This window comes from Brevundimonas sp. Leaf280 (assembly GCF_001422455.1).
Lineage (GTDB): Bacteria > Pseudomonadota > Alphaproteobacteria > Caulobacterales > Caulobacteraceae > Brevundimonas.
Map to the genome: position 1 here is coordinate 220317 of NZ_LMNC01000006.1, position 14763 is coordinate 235079.

The following is a 14763-nucleotide window of genomic DNA, read 5'->3' on the forward strand; positions in this document are numbered from 1 at the left end:
GGTGGAACCCTTGGCCCGCCCTTCTTATTTGCAGTCCATGACCGATCTCGCCCAAACCTCCGAAAACCTCCGTTCGCCGTCGGGCTATGACCTGACCCCGCCGAACCCGGAAGAACGCGCCCGGCTCGAAGCCGATCTGAACCCCGAGGAAAAGCGCGTCCTGCTGTCTCATGGCACGGAGGCCCCGTTCTGCGGCACTTTGCTGGGTGAGAAGCGAGCCGGCGTGTTCTGCTGCCGCGAATGCGGCTTGCCCTTGTTCAAGAGCGGAACGAAGTTCGAAAGCGGCACCGGCTGGCCCAGCTTCACCCAGCCGGTCGATGAAGCGCACGTCCACGCAATCCGCGACACCAGCTACGGCATGATCCGGATTGAGACCCAATGCGCACGGTGCGGCAGCCACCAGGGTCACGTCTTCCCCGACGGCCCGCCGCCCACCGGAAACCGCTATTGCATCAACTCGGTCGCGCTCAGTTTCGTAGCCGAGGGCGAGGCCCTGCCGGACCCCCTCAACCGCGGCGACGGCATCGCCTGACCTTGGCCTCAATCGCTGTGCTAGGATGATGTCGAATGGAGGTGGCCTATGCTGATCGCAAGTCTCTTGGCGGGTATGGCGCTGGCGGCGTCGGACGGTGATCCGGACGGCGTGGTCACGACGGCGCCGACAAATGCGCCAACCCTGGCCCAGGCCCTGGCTGCGACGCCTGAGGCGTCGGTGACCGCGCCGACGGCCCAGGACGCCGCCCCGCACGGCATGACCACCGAACAGCAGATCCAGAACTGGATCAGCGCGCGCACGCCGGGCGCCAGCTTTGACGAAAGCGCAGAGCCGGGCGCGCCGGCCGAGCGCAAGATGCATGGCATGGTCGAGGCCGGGATCGGCACCGGCGGCTATCGCAGCTATGGCGCGGCGGTTTCCTTGCCCGTCGGCGAGAACGGCCGCCTGGACCTAGCCTACCGCGAAGGCCGCAATGAACCTTGGGGATATGGCTACGGCGGCTATGGTCTGCGCGGACCGGGCTTCTACTCGCCTTATGGCGGCGGCTGGCGCGGTCGAGGCTATGGGGCCGACACCACGACCAAGTCGATGTCTATGGGGTTCAGCTGGAGCAAGGACGGGGACGCGAATGACCGCGATTCCCATCGCCGCGGCCTGTACGGCTACGACTGAAGGCTTTTTTGTCCGATCTGGAAATCAAAAAGGCCCGGCGAAAGCCGGGCCTTTTCAAGTCTCAGATGGTGCCGCCGGGGGGAATCGAACCCACGACCTCAGCCTTACCAAGGATGCGCTCTACCACTGAGCTACGGCGGCCCCGACTGAGGAAGCGGCCGTATAGCCAAACCCTTCCGGGGAGGGAAGCGGCTTTTTGACGATCTGAAAGAAAGTTTGGACATGGCCCGTGATCACGGCATCATCGCGCCATGACTCGCACGCCGCATGACGCCGATACGCCCTCCGCCGCCGCGCAGGCGACGCCGATCGTCGAATCGGGGCCTGAATTCGAGAAAGCGCGCGCAAAGGCGGAAAAGGCCATGCGGCTGGCCTCCGCCCTTCGCGCCAACCTGCGACGCCGCAAGGCGCCCGCGCGGACGCCTGCTGCGCCGCGCGACAGCAACTGAAAGTCATCGGCTCGCGATCACGCAGCCCTTTGGCAAGCGCCCATAGGCTTGCTAGAGAACCTTCCCCCCGAGGCGTTGGCATCGGGCGCGCTTAAGGACGTCATGGACAGCATCGCCATTCAGGGCGGCGCCCAGCTTTTCGGGGACATTCCCGTCAGCGGCGCCAAGAACTCCGCCATCAAGCTGATGGCCGCCTCGATCCTGACGGATCAGCCCTTGCTGCTGACCAATATGCCGCGTCTGGCCGACACCCGGTTCCTGGGTCAGTTGCTGCGCCAGTTTGGCATCGAAGTGACCGAGCGTGACGGCGCGGACGGGCAGGAGAGCCTGTTTCACGCCAAGGACCTGACCTCGACCTTCGCCCCCTATGATCTGGTGCGCCAAATGCGGGCTTCGTTCAATGTGCTGGGGCCGTTGCTGGCGCGCACAGGCGAAGCCAAGGTCTCGCTGCCGGGCGGCTGCACCATCGGTGCGCGTCCGGTCGATCTGCATCTGCAGGCGCTGACGGCGCTGGGCGCCGAGATCGAGTTGGACGAAGGCTATGTCACCGCCCGCGCGCCCAAGGGCTTGAAGGGCGCCGAGATCGAGTTCCCCTTCGTCTCGGTCGGCGCCACCGAACATGCGCTTCTGGCCGCTGTGCTGGCTGAAGGCACGACCGTCCTGCGCCGTGCGGCGCGCGAACCCGAGATCGGCGATCTGGCCCACTGTCTGACGGCCATGGGCGCCAAAATTGAGGGAATCGACACCGATGTGCTGACCATCACCGGCGTCTCGTCGCTGAATGGAACGACCTGGTCTGTGATCCCCGACCGGATCGAGATGGGCTCCTACGCCGTCGCCGCCGCCATGGCGGGCGGCGAGGTGCGTCTGACCAAGGCGCGGGCTGAATTGATCGGTTCGCTGACCGACAAGATGGTCGAGGCGGGCGTCGAGGTGTCGCCGACCGCCGACGGCGTGCTGATCAAACGCGACCCGAAGCAGCGCCTGAAGGCCGTGGACGTCGAGACGGCCATCTATCCGGGCTTCGCTACCGATCTTCAGGCCCAGTTCATGGCGCTAATGACGACGGCGGAGGGCGTCAGCACGGTTCGCGAGACGATCTTCGAAAACCGCTTCATGCATGTGCCGGAGTTGGCGCGACTGGGCGCCGACATTTCGGTCCATGCCGGAGAGGCGCACGTCAACGGTGTCGAAGTTCTGCACGGTGCGCAGGTGATGGCGACCGATCTTCGCGCCTCCATGTGCCTGGTTATCGCGGGCCTCGTCGCCGAGGGCGAAACTACTGTCGGACGCGTCTATCATCTGGATCGCGGTTTCGAGCGTTTGGAAGAAAAGCTCGGCGCGTGCGGAGCCGACATCCGCCGCATAAAGGGAACAGGTGATGAGCACTGAGATCGACGGCGTCATCACCGAAGCCAAGGCGCCGGTCGAACCGTTGCGCCTGCTGGCCGAGGACGCCGACGATCTCCAGATCATTTCCGCCGCGCTTCAGGACGCCATCCTGCGGCCCGTCGATATCGTCTGGGAAAAACAGGCGCGGACCCTGACCATCGCCTTTAGCCGGTTTTGCTGGGAGTGCGGCGGGACGCGCGTGATGTGCGCCATGCAGTTCGGCGACGTTCTGGCGGTCAAGAGCCGCCGCCTGTCGCGCAGTCCCGACGCTTCGCTAGAACTGCTCGCGCTCGACTTTATTCCGACCGAGGATCTCAGCGGCCGCGTCATCCTGATGTTCGCCGGCGGCGGGGATCTGCGGATCGACGTCGAATGTTTGGACGCCGTGGTGACGGATATTTCCGACCGCTGGCCTGCACGGATCGCGCCGACCCACCTGGACACGCCCGAACTGGACGAAGGGACTGCGGCATGAGCGCCGATCACAAGCTGGCCTCGGTCGAACTGGACGCCGCGACCCTTCCGGCGGCGACGGCCGAGATCGAGCACGAGCGTCGCGTCGCCATCTTTGATCTGGTCGAGAAAAACAGTTTCGAGCCCGTCGGCGCCGAGGGCGGGCCCTACAGGCTGAAGCTGTCGCTTCAGGACAATCGTCTGGTGTTCGACATCGACGGCGAGAACTTCACGCGCACCTACGCCATCAGCCTGACGCCGCTGAAAGGCGTGATCAAAGACTATCTGATGATCTGCGATAGCTACTATGAGGCTCTGCGCGGATCCTCGGCCAGCCAGATCGAATCGGTCGATATGGGCCGGCGCGGCCTTCACAACGAAGGGGCCGAGCAGCTGAAGACGCGGTTGGACGGCAAGATCGTGGTCGATCACGAGACGTCGCGGCGCCTGTTCACATTGCTCTGCGCCCTCTACCGTCGCGGCTGACCTCGACTATCTCTGTGTTTTCGGGCATTAGGCCCGTCCATTCCGCCCCTCGCGCCCGCCCAGCGTGGGGTCGAACGCATATTCAACGGGCGTGAGAGGCCGCATGGCTAAGGAAGAACTGCTCGAGTTTCCCGGCACCGTCAGCGAACTGCTGCCGAACGCCACATTCCGCGTGACGCTCGAGAACGACCACGAGATCATCGCCCACACCGCCGGCAAGATGCGCAAGAACCGCATCCGCGTTCTGGCCGGCGACAAGGTGCTGGTCGAAATGACCCCCTACGACCTGACCAAGGGTCGCATCACCTATCGCTTCAAGTAAGTGGCTGCGGGTCGCCCCGAACTGGTGCTGGCTTCGGCCAGCCCGCGCCGCATCGAATTGCTGGCGCAGGTCGGGATCACGCCTGACCATATCGATCCCGCCGACATCGACGAAACGCCTCTGAAGGGCGAAACCCCGCCGCGTCTGGCCGAACGGCTCGCCACCTCGAAAGCCCAGGTTGTCGCAGAACGCTGTCCCGACGCGGTCGTCATCGCCGCCGATACGGTGGTCGCTGTGGGGCGTCGCTTTCTGGAGAAGGCGGCGGACGAGGCCGAGGCGACGCGTTTTCTGAAACTGCTGTCCGGCCGCAATCACCGCGTCTTCACCGGCGTCGCCGTCTGGCGCGACGGAAAACTATCGTCGCGCGTCAACGAAACCCGCGTGACCTTCAAACCCTTGTCGGACCACGAGATCGCATCCTACGTCGCTACGGGCGACTGGCGTGGCAAGGCCGGGGGCTATGGCATCCAGGGCCCGGCGGCCGCCTTCATCCAGCGCATCGTCGGCAGCCATCCTTCCGTGATGGGCCTGCCCGTCTATGAGGCCGTCCAGCTTCTGCACGGCGTCGGCTGGCGTTCATGAGCGGCGCAGTCGAGGTCTTCCTCGACGAGACGCCTGGCGAGACGCGTGGCGCGATCATGCGCGACGGTCGTTACACTCATCTTCTCATCCACCGGGAGGATGATGTGGCGCAGATCCGGCTCGGCGCCCGCTCCGTGGGGCGTGTCATCGAGGTGAACCCTGGCTTGCGCGGCGCCTTCGTCGATATCGCCGCACCGGCCGCCGCCTTTCTGCCGTTCCCGAGAAATGACCGAATTACCCAAGGCCAGCGGCTGGAAGTCGTCGTCACCGCCGAACCTCGTGCCGGAAAAGGGGCGGCAGTTCGGTATGTAGGACCGGGGGAGGGGACGCCCCGCCTGATTCAGCCCGCACCCAGCATCGCCGAACAGTTGCGCGATCTCGCGCCCGGCGAGGAATCAGTCACCAGCATCGCCGCCATCGACGCCGTGGTCGAGGCGGAGGAGGAGGCTCTGGCTCAATCGATTGTTTTCGCCTCGCACGGAATCGATCTCGCCATCGAACGCACCCGCGCCTTGGTGGCTGTGGACATCGACTTCGCCTCTACGCCCGGTCGTGATCCGAAACAGGCAAGGGCGGCTGCGAATCGCGCGGGCTTGAAACAGGCGGCGCGGCTGATCGGCCTGCGGAACTGGGGCGGCCTGGTCGTCATCGACATGGTCGGGGACGGTACGGACGCCGAGGCGCAGTCCAAGGTCGTGCGGGCCGCGTTCGCCCACGACCCCCAGGCCGTTTTCGGACCCGTCAGTCGATTCGGCCTGTTGCAGATGTCGCTTCCTTGGCGCCGCACGCCGATCGAGGAGGTCTTGCTCGACGCCAGCGGACGCCCGTCTGTTCAAACACGAGCCTTGTCTGTCGTGCGCACTTTGCGGCGGCAGCTTCTGGCCGATACTCTGTCGCCGCGCGTCATCGCGCGCTGCGCGCCGGAAGAAGCCGTAATCACTGATCCGCTGGCGGCTCGTCTGGGACCGCGAGCGGTGATCCAGGCCGATGCCGCAATCCCGCCAGGGCGCGGACGAATAGAAGAGGGTTGAGCCGTGGCTTCCTGTCCCATCTGCCGCAAGGCCGACGCCGATCCCAAGTACAAGCCCTTCTGCTCACGTCGCTGTTCGGACGTGGATCTTCAGCGCTGGTTCACCGGCGCCTACGCCATTCCGGCCGCCTTGGACGAGGGTGCGGAAGATGATGACGAAAAGGACGGATTGGGCGCTGGACAGGCGGAAAAGCCTCCCCTATAGACCCGCCTCTCGCGACGCCGCGTCGGCGCCTGGATAGCTCAGCTGGTAGAGCAGCGGATTGAAAATCCGCGTGTCGGTGGTTCGAACCCGCCTCCAGGCACCATCTTTTCCTACACCGTGAAATCGATTGTTTTGAGCGCATGATCCTGTGCTGCGGCCTCTGCGCCGCCCTTCGGTTTCCGCTGGCTTGCAGCGATCAGCCCTACATTTGCAGTATCGGGAAATGATCGCGCTCAGGACGGCCGTTTTGAACAAACTTGCTTCATCTGACGCCAGATCATCATCAAAATGTCGCGCTGCCGCACTTTAATGCGCTGGTTGATGGAACTTTTCTCCATGTCTCTCGACGGGTTAAAAGCCCCTCTTGTCCCTTGACGCTCCGGTAAGGGTTCGTCAAAGGGTTGAGGCGCCTTCGCAAGAAGACGTTAATGCGGATCGCCGGGGACGTGTCCCCGAAGGTTCGACCAGCGGAGACGAGGCGGGCGACCGGTTCGATCTCCACCGAAGATTTCAGCGGGCTCTGATCCTCGAAAGGACGGGCGCGTTGAAGGAAACATTTCAGGTTGGGGGGCGGTCGCTGACTATGGCCGCACCTTTGGTTCCACGAGTCAGACCAAGCAGGAACTGGCGAATTATGCTGAACAGCAAAAAGACGAATATCCTTCTCGCCATGGCCGGCGCCGCCGCGCTGATGGCGAGCTCGCCGGTCCTGGCCCAGGCCCCGGCCGAGCCCACCCCGGCCGCCTCGACTGCGGCTCCCGCAGCCGCCGCTCCGGCTGCTGGCGAAGCTGATCCGGCAACGGTGAACGACGCCGTCGGCGGCGGTCACGGCGACATCACCCCGATCTCCATGTTCATGGAAGCCACGGTCGTCGTTAAGGTCGTTATGGCCGGCTTGCTGCTGGCCTCGATCCTGTCGTGGACCCTGCTGCTCATCAAGCTGTTCGAGTTCGGCGCTCTGAACCGCAAGACCGACACCTTCCTCGAGAACTTCCGCGGCGCCCGCACCATCGCCGACATGCGCGCTGTCTCGACTCAGGAAGAGTTCGACGGCAACCCGCTGGCCGACATGGCCGCCGCCGCCACCGAAGAAATCGAACTGTCGCGTCAATCGGGTCTGTCGGTCACCGGCGATCACCTCGATTCGGCCATGGGCCGCGCTCAGTCGGCTGTCGCCGCCGTTCAATCCGGTCTGGCCCTGCGCCTTTCGGGCGGTCAACAGTTCCTGGCTTCGGTCGGCTCGATCGGTCCGTTCGTCGGTCTGTTCGGCACCGTGTACGGCATCATGAACTCCTTCATCGGTATCGCCCAGTCGAACACGACCAACCTGGCCGTCGTGGCGCCGGGTATCGCTGAAGCTCTTCTGGCCACCGGTATCGGTCTGTTCGCCGCTATTCCGGCCGTTGTCTTCTACAACTACTTCAACACCCGCATCGCTGCCTACGGCACGCGCGCCGACGGCTTCGCCGCTGAGCTGCTGAACGGCATCTCGCGTCAGCTCGACAAGGGGGCGTAAGACGGATGGCCGCCAAGATTAAATCGGGCGGCGCTGGCAACCTGCCTCAGGCCAACAGTGATATCAACGTTACGCCTTTCGTTGATATCATGCTGGTCCTGCTCATCATCTTCATGGTGGCGGCTCCGCTTGCCTCTGTGTCGGTGCCTGTCGAGTTGCCAATCGCCGTCGCCAAGGCGGCCCCGAACCCGCCCAAGCCGGTCTATATTTCGATCCAGAATGACGGCGACGTCTATGTGGGCGACTTCAAGACCGACGTCGGATCCCTGGGCGCCGATCTGAAAGAACAGATCGGTTCCCGGAACCCGGCCGATGAGCGGATCTTCATTCGGGGCGACCAGAACACCCGTTACGGCGACTTCATGCAGGTCATGAATGCGCTGCAGGATAACGGCTTCTATAGCGTTGCGCTGGTCGGCGAAGACCAGGCGACGAGTTAGGATGCGGAGATAGTATGACAGACGTCGAATATCATCGCAGTCGCTACGACGTACCCAAGAAGAAGGGCTTCATGGGGGTGTCCTACCCCGTGCTGATCGTCTGCCTGATGGTGGTCAGCATCTTGTTTGCGTTGCTGATCTTCTTTGTTCAGCAGTCCAAGTTCAAGCTGAAGGAGTTCAACTACGTCGACGAGTCCGTCGAGGTCGAATTGGTCGAGCCGGTTCCGCCGCCTCCGCCGCCTCCGCCCCCGCCGCCTCCGCCGACGGATACGCCTCCGCCGCCGAAGCTTCAGGTGCGCGTGCCGGCTCCGGTCCCGAACATCGTCCCCCCTCCGCCGGTCAACATCACGCCGACGAAGAAGGAAGATCGGGTTGAATACACGGGTCCGCCCGTCAATATTCCTGGACCTCCGCCTCCGCCTGCGCCTCCGGCTCCGCCGCGCCCGTCGACGATCACCAATGTTCAGTGGTCGCGCCAGCCGCGCCCGACGGCTGATGACTTCCCGGCGCGTGCGCTGGAACGTGAAATCAGCGGTTCGGCTACGGTCGAGTGCACCGCGCGCTCCAACGGTGCTCCGGCGAACTGCCGGGTGATCTCGGAAGAGCCCGCAGGCATGGGCTTCGGCCGCGCCGCCATTCGGGTGGTTCAGCGTGGACAGCTGTCGCCGCGGACCGTCGACGGCGCCGCTCAAGACGCGACCTTCCGCGTCCGGGTGCCCTTCACCCTCGGGTGATGGTCAAGGCAACAGACAAGACGCCTCGGAGAGTAATCTCCGGGGCGTTTTTGTTTGGGCTGTCGCCCGCGAAATCTCCTGACGAAATGTGAGGAAGGCGCTTGATCGCCTGCCGCAGGCCCGGTAGAGAACGCGCCTCGCGATGAGCGGGCCGCCTTAGCTCAGTTGGTTAGAGCGCCGGTTTGTGGAACCGGAGGTCCTCAGTTCAAGCCTGAGAGGCGGTACCATCGCAAAGCGCGGCCGGGCTTGCAGCCCGCCGTCGCCGCGACCATTTCCTGATCATCGGTCGCCATATCTGTTTTTAGGCCGATCCCCGCACCGACAGGAGAAGGCCCCCATGAAGACGCGCAAGTTGGGTGCGAACGGCCCCGAGGTTTCGGCCATTGGCCTGGGCTGCATGGGCATGAGCGCCTTCTACGGCGGCGCCGACGAGTCGCAGTCCATTTCCGTCATCCATCGCGCGCTCGACCTGGGGATCACCCTGTTCGACACTGCCGAGATGTACGGCCCTCACACAAACGAAGTGCTGGTCGGCAAGGCGCTGAAAAATCGGCGCGACCAGGCCTTCATCGCCACCAAATTCGGCATCAACTATAACGCCGACCGCACCAGGCTGATGACCGACGGCAGCCCGGCCAATGTGCGTCGCGCCATAGAGGGCAGTCTGCAACGCCTCGGCGTCGATCACGTCGATCTCTATTATCTGCACCGCGTCGATCCGGACACGCCGATCGAGGATACGGTCGGGGCGATGGCGGAACTGGTCAAGGAGGGCAAGGTCCGCTTCCTGGGCCTGTCCGAAGCCGCGCCTGAGACCTTGCGTAAGGCGCACGCGACCCATCCAATCACGGCGCTGCAGACGGAATATTCGCTGTGGAGCCGCGAGCCCGAAGACGAACTGTTTGCGGTCGTGCGCGAACTGGGCATCGGCTTCGTGCCCTACAGCCCGCTGGGCCGCGGCTTCCTGTCGAGCGACATCACCTCGATCGATGATCTGGACGCAGACGACTTCCGCCGCACCAATCCGCGCTTCATGGGCGAGAACTTCCAGAAGAACCTGGATTTGGTTGAGGCGGTAAAGGCCATTGCGTCGGACAAGGGCATAACCGCCGCTCAACTGGCGCTGGCCTGGGTGCTGGCGCAAGGCGAGGATTTGGTTCCGATCCCCGGCACCCGTCGGATCGCGACCCTGGAGCAGAATGCGGCGGCCGTGGACGTCGTTTTGACGCCTGAGGATATCGCCCGGATCGAGGCCGTCTTCCCCAAGGGCGCGGCGACGGGGCATCGCTACGCCGAGGCGGCGCGGGCGGCGCTGAATCGCTGATCCGCAAGCCAAATGAAAAAGGCCCGGTCGAAGCGCTCCGACCGGGCCTTTCGTAAATGGGGCGTCCTGACCCTACTGGATGCGGGTCCAGGTCTGGGTCTTGCACAGCGGAGCCACAATGCAGCCGCGCAGACGCAGGCTGTTGTCATTGGTCATGGTGATGGTGCCGCGATAGGTGCCGCCGTCGGCTGGATTGTAGACCGAGCCGTTGCGCCATTCCGTCGGACCGCCGGTGAAGCCGGTCAGCATGGGCAGATTGCGCAGGGTGCGGTTCCGCTGGGCGGCGTTACGATTGTTGGCGTCGCGCGCATTGGCGTCGGCGCGAATGTGGTCCGAAGTCACCAGCGTGCCGCACAGCCCCTGTCCGCAGCGCGCGATCCGCACCTGACCGCCATTGGTCGGGGTCTGCCACAGACCGGTCGGGTCGCCCGCCAGGGCTGGAGAGGCGAGGGCGCCCGCCAGGGTCGCCGCGGCCAGCATGATCTTGATCTTCATAGTCGTTCCCTTTCGTCGGGTCGGTCGCACCGCCCGTTGAAGCGGACGTTGATCGCGGTTTCGGTTGAAAACAAGGCCAAAACCCCAGCGATCACCAACGAAAACCGACCCTTAGGTCAACTTCAACCGCCGATCAGGGCCAGCCATTCGTCCTCGGTCAGCACCTGGACGCCATGCTTCTCGGCGTCCTTGAGCTTGGAGCCGGCTCCGGGGCCTGCGACGAGGTAGTCGGTCTTTTTCGACACTGAACCCGAGACCTTGGCGCCCAGGCTTTCGGCGCGGGCCTTGGCCTCGTCGCGGGTGAAGCGCTCCAGGGCGCCGGTGAAGACGACGGTCTTGCCCGCGACCGCAGTGTCGGACTTGGGCCGTTCGGCATCGAGGATTTCGGTCAGTTCGGCTTCCAAAGCCTCTACGACCTGCAGATTATGCGGCTCGTGGAAGAAGTGGGCCAAGGCCTCGGCCGCGACGGGACCGACGCCGGTGACACCGGCGATCTGGTTCAGGATTTCGGACGGGCCGTCCTCGCGCGCGACACGGGCCAGTTCGACCAGCCCGGACCAGTCGTTCGCCATCGTCGCCAGAGACCGGCGGGCCGGAGCGGCCATGCCGGGGAAGGCCTGGCTGATCTTCATGTCCATCGTCGCCTCGGGCCAGGGATCTACGGCGGGGGGCGCGGCCTCGGCCATCAGGGTCAGGACGCGGGGCGATATGGCGTGGGCGGCGGCCAGGTCGGTCCAGGCGTCGGACGGCACGCCCGAGGCGGCTTGGAGGCAGGCGGCCTTCAGCGCGGACCAGCTCTCGAAGGCGCGGGCCAGCACGATGGAGGTCTGTTCGCCGATGTCGCGGATTCCCAGACCGAACAGGAACCGGTCCAGCGAAATGACGCGGCGGGCGTCGATGCCGGCGACCAGATTGCGTATGCTGGTTTCGCCATAACCGTCGTCACGCTCCAGCGCCTTCAGCCGCGCCTCGTCGCGCGCCAGTCTGAAGATGTCGGCCGGCTCCTTGATCCAGCCGCGCGCATGGAAGGCGACCAACTGCTTTTCGCCCAATCCCTCTATGTCAAAGGCGCGGCGGCCGACGAAATGCTTGAGCCGTTCGACGATCTGGGCGTCGCAGATCAGGCCGCCGGTGCAGCGGCGTTTGACCTCGTCGCCTTCGCGCACGGCTTCAGAGCCGCAGACGGGGCAGTGTTCAGGGAAGACATAGGGGACGGCGTCGGCGGGACGTAACTCCGGGACCACGCCCAGGATCTGGGGGATGACGTCGCCGGCGCGTTGCAGGCGGACCGTGTCGCCGATGCGGACATCCAGACGTTCGATCTCGTCTTCATTGTGCAGGGTGGCGTTTCGCACCACCACGCCTCCGACGGTGACGGGGTGCAGGCGGGCGACGGGGGTCAGGGAGCCGGTCCTGCCGACCTGGATGTCGATGCCCTCCAGCACCGTAGTGGCCTGCTGGGCCGGAAATTTGTGGGCGATAGCCCAGCGGGGGCTGCGGGCGACGAAGCCGAGGCGGCGTTGCCAGTCGATGCGATCCACCTTGTAGACCACGCCGTCGATGTCATAGCCCAGGGTCGCGCGGTCGCGTTCCAGTTCGCGATAGACGGCGATCAGCCCCTCCGCGCCCTCGACCCGGCGCGAGCGGGCGTTGACGGGGAAGCCCCAGGCCTTGAGCTTTTGCAGGGCCTCCCACTGGGTCTCGGCGAAGTCGCTGGAGTGTTCGCCCCAGGCGTAGGCGAAGAAGTTCAGCGGACGTTTGGCGGTGATCCGGGCGTCCTTCTGGCGCAGGGAGCCGGCGGCGAAATTGCGGGGGTTGGCGTAGGTGCGGCGGCCTTCCGCCTCGGCGGCGGCGTTGAAGGCGGCGAAGGCGTCATTGGGGGCATAGACTTCGCCACGGATCTCGATCCGGTCGGGCCAGTCGTCGCCGGCCAGGGTCTGCTGCACATCCGCGATGGTGTTCAGATTGGCGGTGACGTCCTCGCCCGCGCGGCCGTCGCCGCGCGTGGCGCCGATCGTCAGCCTGCCGTCGACATACAGGAGATTGGCGGACAGGCCGTCGATCTTGGGCTCGGCGACAAAGGCGATCGGTTCGTCGGCGGACAGTTTCAGGAAGCGTGTGATCCGGGCGACGAAATCGCGCACCTCGCCCTCGTCGAAGGCATTGTCCAGCGACAGCATGGGCACGCCGTGGCGCACCTCGGCGAACTGGGTTGAGGCGGCGGCGCCGACCTTGTTCGACGGAGAGTCAAGCCGGATCAAATCGGGAAAGGCGGTTTCGATCGCTAAGTTGCGCGCACGCAGGGCGTCGTAGTCGGCGTCGGAAATCTCGGGCGTCGCCTCGTTGTAGAGCGCGTCGTGGCGGGCCATTTCGGCGGCCAGCCAGGCCAGGGCCTCGGCGGCCGTCTCGGCGGTGAGGTCTTCGACGGGGACTTCGAGAGGAATCGCATTGGCCATGGCCGCCGTCATATCATCTGACGCGCCGCCCGTGCATCGCGCAAAGCCGATGATGACAGAACCGTAGGCTGACGCGCCGTCCGCTCTTCGCTAAGTTCGCGCGTCCCTATCGGAGCCTGTATGACTCGTTCGACCCTCTGCCTCTTCGTCGCTGGCGCCGCCCTGATCGTCAGCGGCTGCGCCGCCGTTCCCGCAACAGCGCCGAGTGCGCCGAGCGCCGTCGCGCCGGTTTCCAGCCAACTGCTGGAGGACGTTCGCATCCTGTCGGCCGACGACATGCAAGGCCGCGACACGGGCTCAGAAGGCGGCGAGCGGGCGCGCGCCTACATCGTCTCGCGATTAGAGGCCATGGGCGTTCAGCCGCCGCCGTTCGGGCGTTTGCAGCGGTTCGAGACGCCGGGCCGCACGAGAGAAGGCGTCAAGACCTTCAGCGGCGTCAACATCGTCGGCCTGATCCCCGGAACCCGCGTCGCCGACCGCTATATCGTTGTGACGGCCCACTACGACCATGTCGGCGTCAATGACGGCCAGATCTTCCATGGGGCCGACGACAACGCCTCGGGCGTGGCGACGATGCTGGAACTGGCAGCGCGACTGAAGGCCGAACCGCCGGAACACAGCGTGCTGATCGTTGCGCTGGACGGCGAGGAGCGGGGGCTGCTGGGCGCTCGCGAGTTCGTCAAGGCGCCCCCGGTGCCCCTGTCGTCACTAAGCCTGAACCTGAACTTCGACATGACGGCGCGGGCGGAAACGGATGGCCATCTGTGGGTCACCGGGACCTATCAGCACCCCAATCTGCGCCCCGTGCTGGAGGCCGTGGCGCCGAACGGGGCCGTGTCCTTCGCCTTTGGCAAGGACACCCCGCAGGATACGGGCGAGAACAACTGGGTCGACGCCTCCGATCATGGCGCGTTCCATGAGGCGGGCATGCCCTTCCTGTACATGGGCGTCGATTATCACCCCGACTATCATCGACCGAGCGACACCTTCGACAAGATCACGCCGTCGGTCTTCACTAGCGCGACCGAGATCGCCATCGCCGGGTTCCGCGCCTTGGACCGGGCGCTTGATCGATGAAGTCCTCATGGGTGGTCGTTGCGGTCGCGGGCTTGTTGAGCCTGGCGGCATGCGAGCGGCGCGACGCCGCGACATCGACGTCGACGCCGGAAGCGACGTTCCAGCATCGTCTGAGCGGCGATATCTCGGGCGACTATCGCCCGACAGGTGAGGAATCCATTCAGCCCGTGGCTTCGCTGTTCATCGGACAGGATGACGCCTTCGCCGCCTGGGAAGGCGGCTCTCGCGCTTCGCCGCCGCTGATCCTGTCGCTGACCGGCCCGCAAGGCGAGGCCAGGGTTCTGCCGGACGCCTACGTCGTCACCGACGATCGGATTCAAATGCGGGGCTCCGCGCCCGGCTTGGGCCCGGTGGAACTGTCGGCGCGGATTGATCAGGGCGCATTGGCGACGGCGCGGCGGAATCTCGGAGATCAGATGCCTGTCGTCACCGGAACGGTTTCGGTCAACGGTCGTCCCACGCCCTTCACGCTGAGTTGGTGGGGCGGCGACTGATCTAACCAACCTGCGCTGACGGCGCGCCAAGATTGCCATTAACGCAATCCCAAGTCATGGTGACGCTTGGGGGCGCTGAATGTCCATATCTGAATTGGCCGGGTGCGATGTAACATCGACATGCGGTGTCGGTGCGCATC

General features: G+C 65.0%; 18 protein-coding genes and 3 tRNA genes. 18 read left to right on the forward strand and 3 right to left on the reverse strand.

All coding sequences use genetic code 11. The annotated features are described in order from the left end of the window. Window positions 1-37: 37 nt before the first annotated feature. Entirely contained in the window at window positions 38-532 is a 495-nt protein-coding gene (gene msrB / locus ASF31_RS12165; RefSeq protein WP_055754873.1) for a peptide-methionine (R)-S-oxide reductase MsrB, read from the forward strand. Window positions 533-580: 48 nt separating this feature from the next. Further along, window positions 581-1168 carry a hypothetical protein gene (locus ASF31_RS12170; RefSeq protein ID WP_235551329.1) on the forward strand — a complete coding sequence of 196 codons (588 nt, stop codon included), beginning with the start codon at window positions 581-583 and terminating at the stop codon, window positions 1166-1168. 66 nt (window positions 1169-1234) lie between these two features. Here ASF31_RS12170 and ASF31_RS12175 read toward each other — a convergent pair. After that, a tRNA-Thr gene (locus ASF31_RS12175) sits at window positions 1235-1309 on the reverse strand. 110 nt (window positions 1310-1419) lie between these two features. Here ASF31_RS12175 and ASF31_RS12180 point away from each other — a divergent pair. The 14 genes from ASF31_RS12180 to ASF31_RS12245 all read left to right on the forward strand — a co-directional run bounded on the left by ASF31_RS12180 (window position 1420) and on the right by ASF31_RS12245 (window position 10101). Then, on the forward strand, window positions 1420-1617 hold the full coding sequence (locus tag ASF31_RS12180) for a hypothetical protein (protein WP_055754875.1): 198 nt from the start codon (window positions 1420-1422) through the stop codon (window positions 1615-1617). Between the two features lie 102 nt (window positions 1618-1719). Next, window positions 1720-3009 carry a UDP-N-acetylglucosamine 1-carboxyvinyltransferase gene (gene murA, locus ASF31_RS12185; RefSeq protein WP_055754876.1) on the forward strand — a complete coding sequence of 430 codons (1290 nt, stop codon included), beginning with the start codon at window positions 1720-1722 and terminating at the stop codon, window positions 3007-3009. Continuing rightward, window positions 2999-3484: a DUF2948 family protein gene (locus tag ASF31_RS12190; protein ID WP_055754877.1), complete on the forward strand. Its 486-nt coding sequence runs from the start codon at window positions 2999-3001 to the stop codon at window positions 3482-3484. The genes murA and ASF31_RS12190 overlap by 11 nt, the downstream gene beginning before the upstream one ends. Beyond that, the gene (locus ASF31_RS12195; RefSeq protein ID WP_017505201.1) at window positions 3481-3948 is read left to right on the forward strand and encodes a UPF0262 family protein; all 468 of its coding nucleotides are present in this window, start codon (window positions 3481-3483) and stop codon (window positions 3946-3948) included. The genes ASF31_RS12190 and ASF31_RS12195 overlap by 4 nt, the downstream gene beginning before the upstream one ends. Window positions 3949-4051: 103 nt before the next feature. After that, entirely contained in the window at window positions 4052-4270 is a 219-nt protein-coding gene (infA, locus tag ASF31_RS12200; protein ID WP_008261544.1) for a translation initiation factor IF-1, read from the forward strand. Then, on the forward strand, window positions 4271-4852 hold the full coding sequence (locus tag ASF31_RS12205) for a nucleoside triphosphate pyrophosphatase (protein WP_055754878.1): 582 nt from the start codon (window positions 4271-4273) through the stop codon (window positions 4850-4852). Continuing rightward, window positions 4849-5883, forward strand: coding sequence for a ribonuclease E/G (locus tag ASF31_RS12210; protein ID WP_055754879.1), 1035 nt, complete (start codon window positions 4849-4851; stop codon window positions 5881-5883). The genes ASF31_RS12205 and ASF31_RS12210 overlap by 4 nt, the downstream gene beginning before the upstream one ends. A gap of 3 nt (window positions 5884-5886) precedes the next feature. Next, complete coding sequence (locus ASF31_RS12215; RefSeq protein ID WP_055754880.1) at window positions 5887-6087, forward strand: DNA gyrase inhibitor YacG; 201 nt, start codon at window positions 5887-5889, stop codon at window positions 6085-6087. 27 nt (window positions 6088-6114) lie between these two features. Further along, window positions 6115-6190, forward strand: a tRNA-Phe gene (locus tag ASF31_RS12220). Between the two features lie 531 nt (window positions 6191-6721). Continuing rightward, window positions 6722-7603 carry a MotA/TolQ/ExbB proton channel family protein gene (locus ASF31_RS12225; protein WP_055754881.1) on the forward strand — a complete coding sequence of 294 codons (882 nt, stop codon included), beginning with the start codon at window positions 6722-6724 and terminating at the stop codon, window positions 7601-7603. Between the two features lie 5 nt (window positions 7604-7608). Then, window positions 7609-8043 (forward strand): biopolymer transporter ExbD, encoded by a 435-nt coding sequence (locus ASF31_RS12230; protein WP_055754882.1) that lies wholly within the window; start codon window positions 7609-7611, stop codon window positions 8041-8043. A gap of 14 nt (window positions 8044-8057) precedes the next feature. Further along, complete coding sequence (locus tag ASF31_RS14885) at window positions 8058-8777, forward strand: energy transducer TonB (RefSeq protein WP_055754883.1); 720 nt, start codon at window positions 8058-8060, stop codon at window positions 8775-8777. A gap of 150 nt (window positions 8778-8927) precedes the next feature. Next, window positions 8928-9004, forward strand: a tRNA-His gene (locus tag ASF31_RS12240). Between the two features lie 110 nt (window positions 9005-9114). Next, entirely contained in the window at window positions 9115-10101 is a 987-nt protein-coding gene (locus tag ASF31_RS12245; protein WP_055754884.1) for an aldo/keto reductase, read from the forward strand. A gap of 72 nt (window positions 10102-10173) precedes the next feature. Here the strand turns inward: ASF31_RS12245 and ASF31_RS12250 are convergent, their stop codons facing one another. Both ASF31_RS12250 and ligA read right to left on the reverse strand, forming a co-directional pair. Beyond that, entirely contained in the window at window positions 10174-10596 is a 423-nt protein-coding gene (locus ASF31_RS12250; RefSeq protein WP_055754885.1) for a DUF2147 domain-containing protein, read from the reverse strand. 122 nt (window positions 10597-10718) lie between these two features. Next, entirely contained in the window at window positions 10719-13052 is a 2334-nt protein-coding gene (ligA, locus tag ASF31_RS12255; RefSeq protein ID WP_055754932.1) for an NAD-dependent DNA ligase LigA, read from the reverse strand. A gap of 120 nt (window positions 13053-13172) precedes the next feature. On the opposite strand from ligA, the gene ASF31_RS12260 reads away from it, so the two are divergent. Together ASF31_RS12260 and ASF31_RS12265 are read left to right on the forward strand one after the other, a co-directional pair. Further along, on the forward strand, window positions 13173-14129 hold the full coding sequence (locus tag ASF31_RS12260; protein ID WP_055754886.1) for a M28 family peptidase: 957 nt from the start codon (window positions 13173-13175) through the stop codon (window positions 14127-14129). Next, window positions 14126-14623: a hypothetical protein gene (locus tag ASF31_RS12265; protein ID WP_055754887.1), complete on the forward strand. Its 498-nt coding sequence runs from the start codon at window positions 14126-14128 to the stop codon at window positions 14621-14623. The genes ASF31_RS12260 and ASF31_RS12265 overlap by 4 nt, the downstream gene beginning before the upstream one ends. The last annotated feature ends 140 nt before the right edge of the window (window positions 14624-14763 follow it).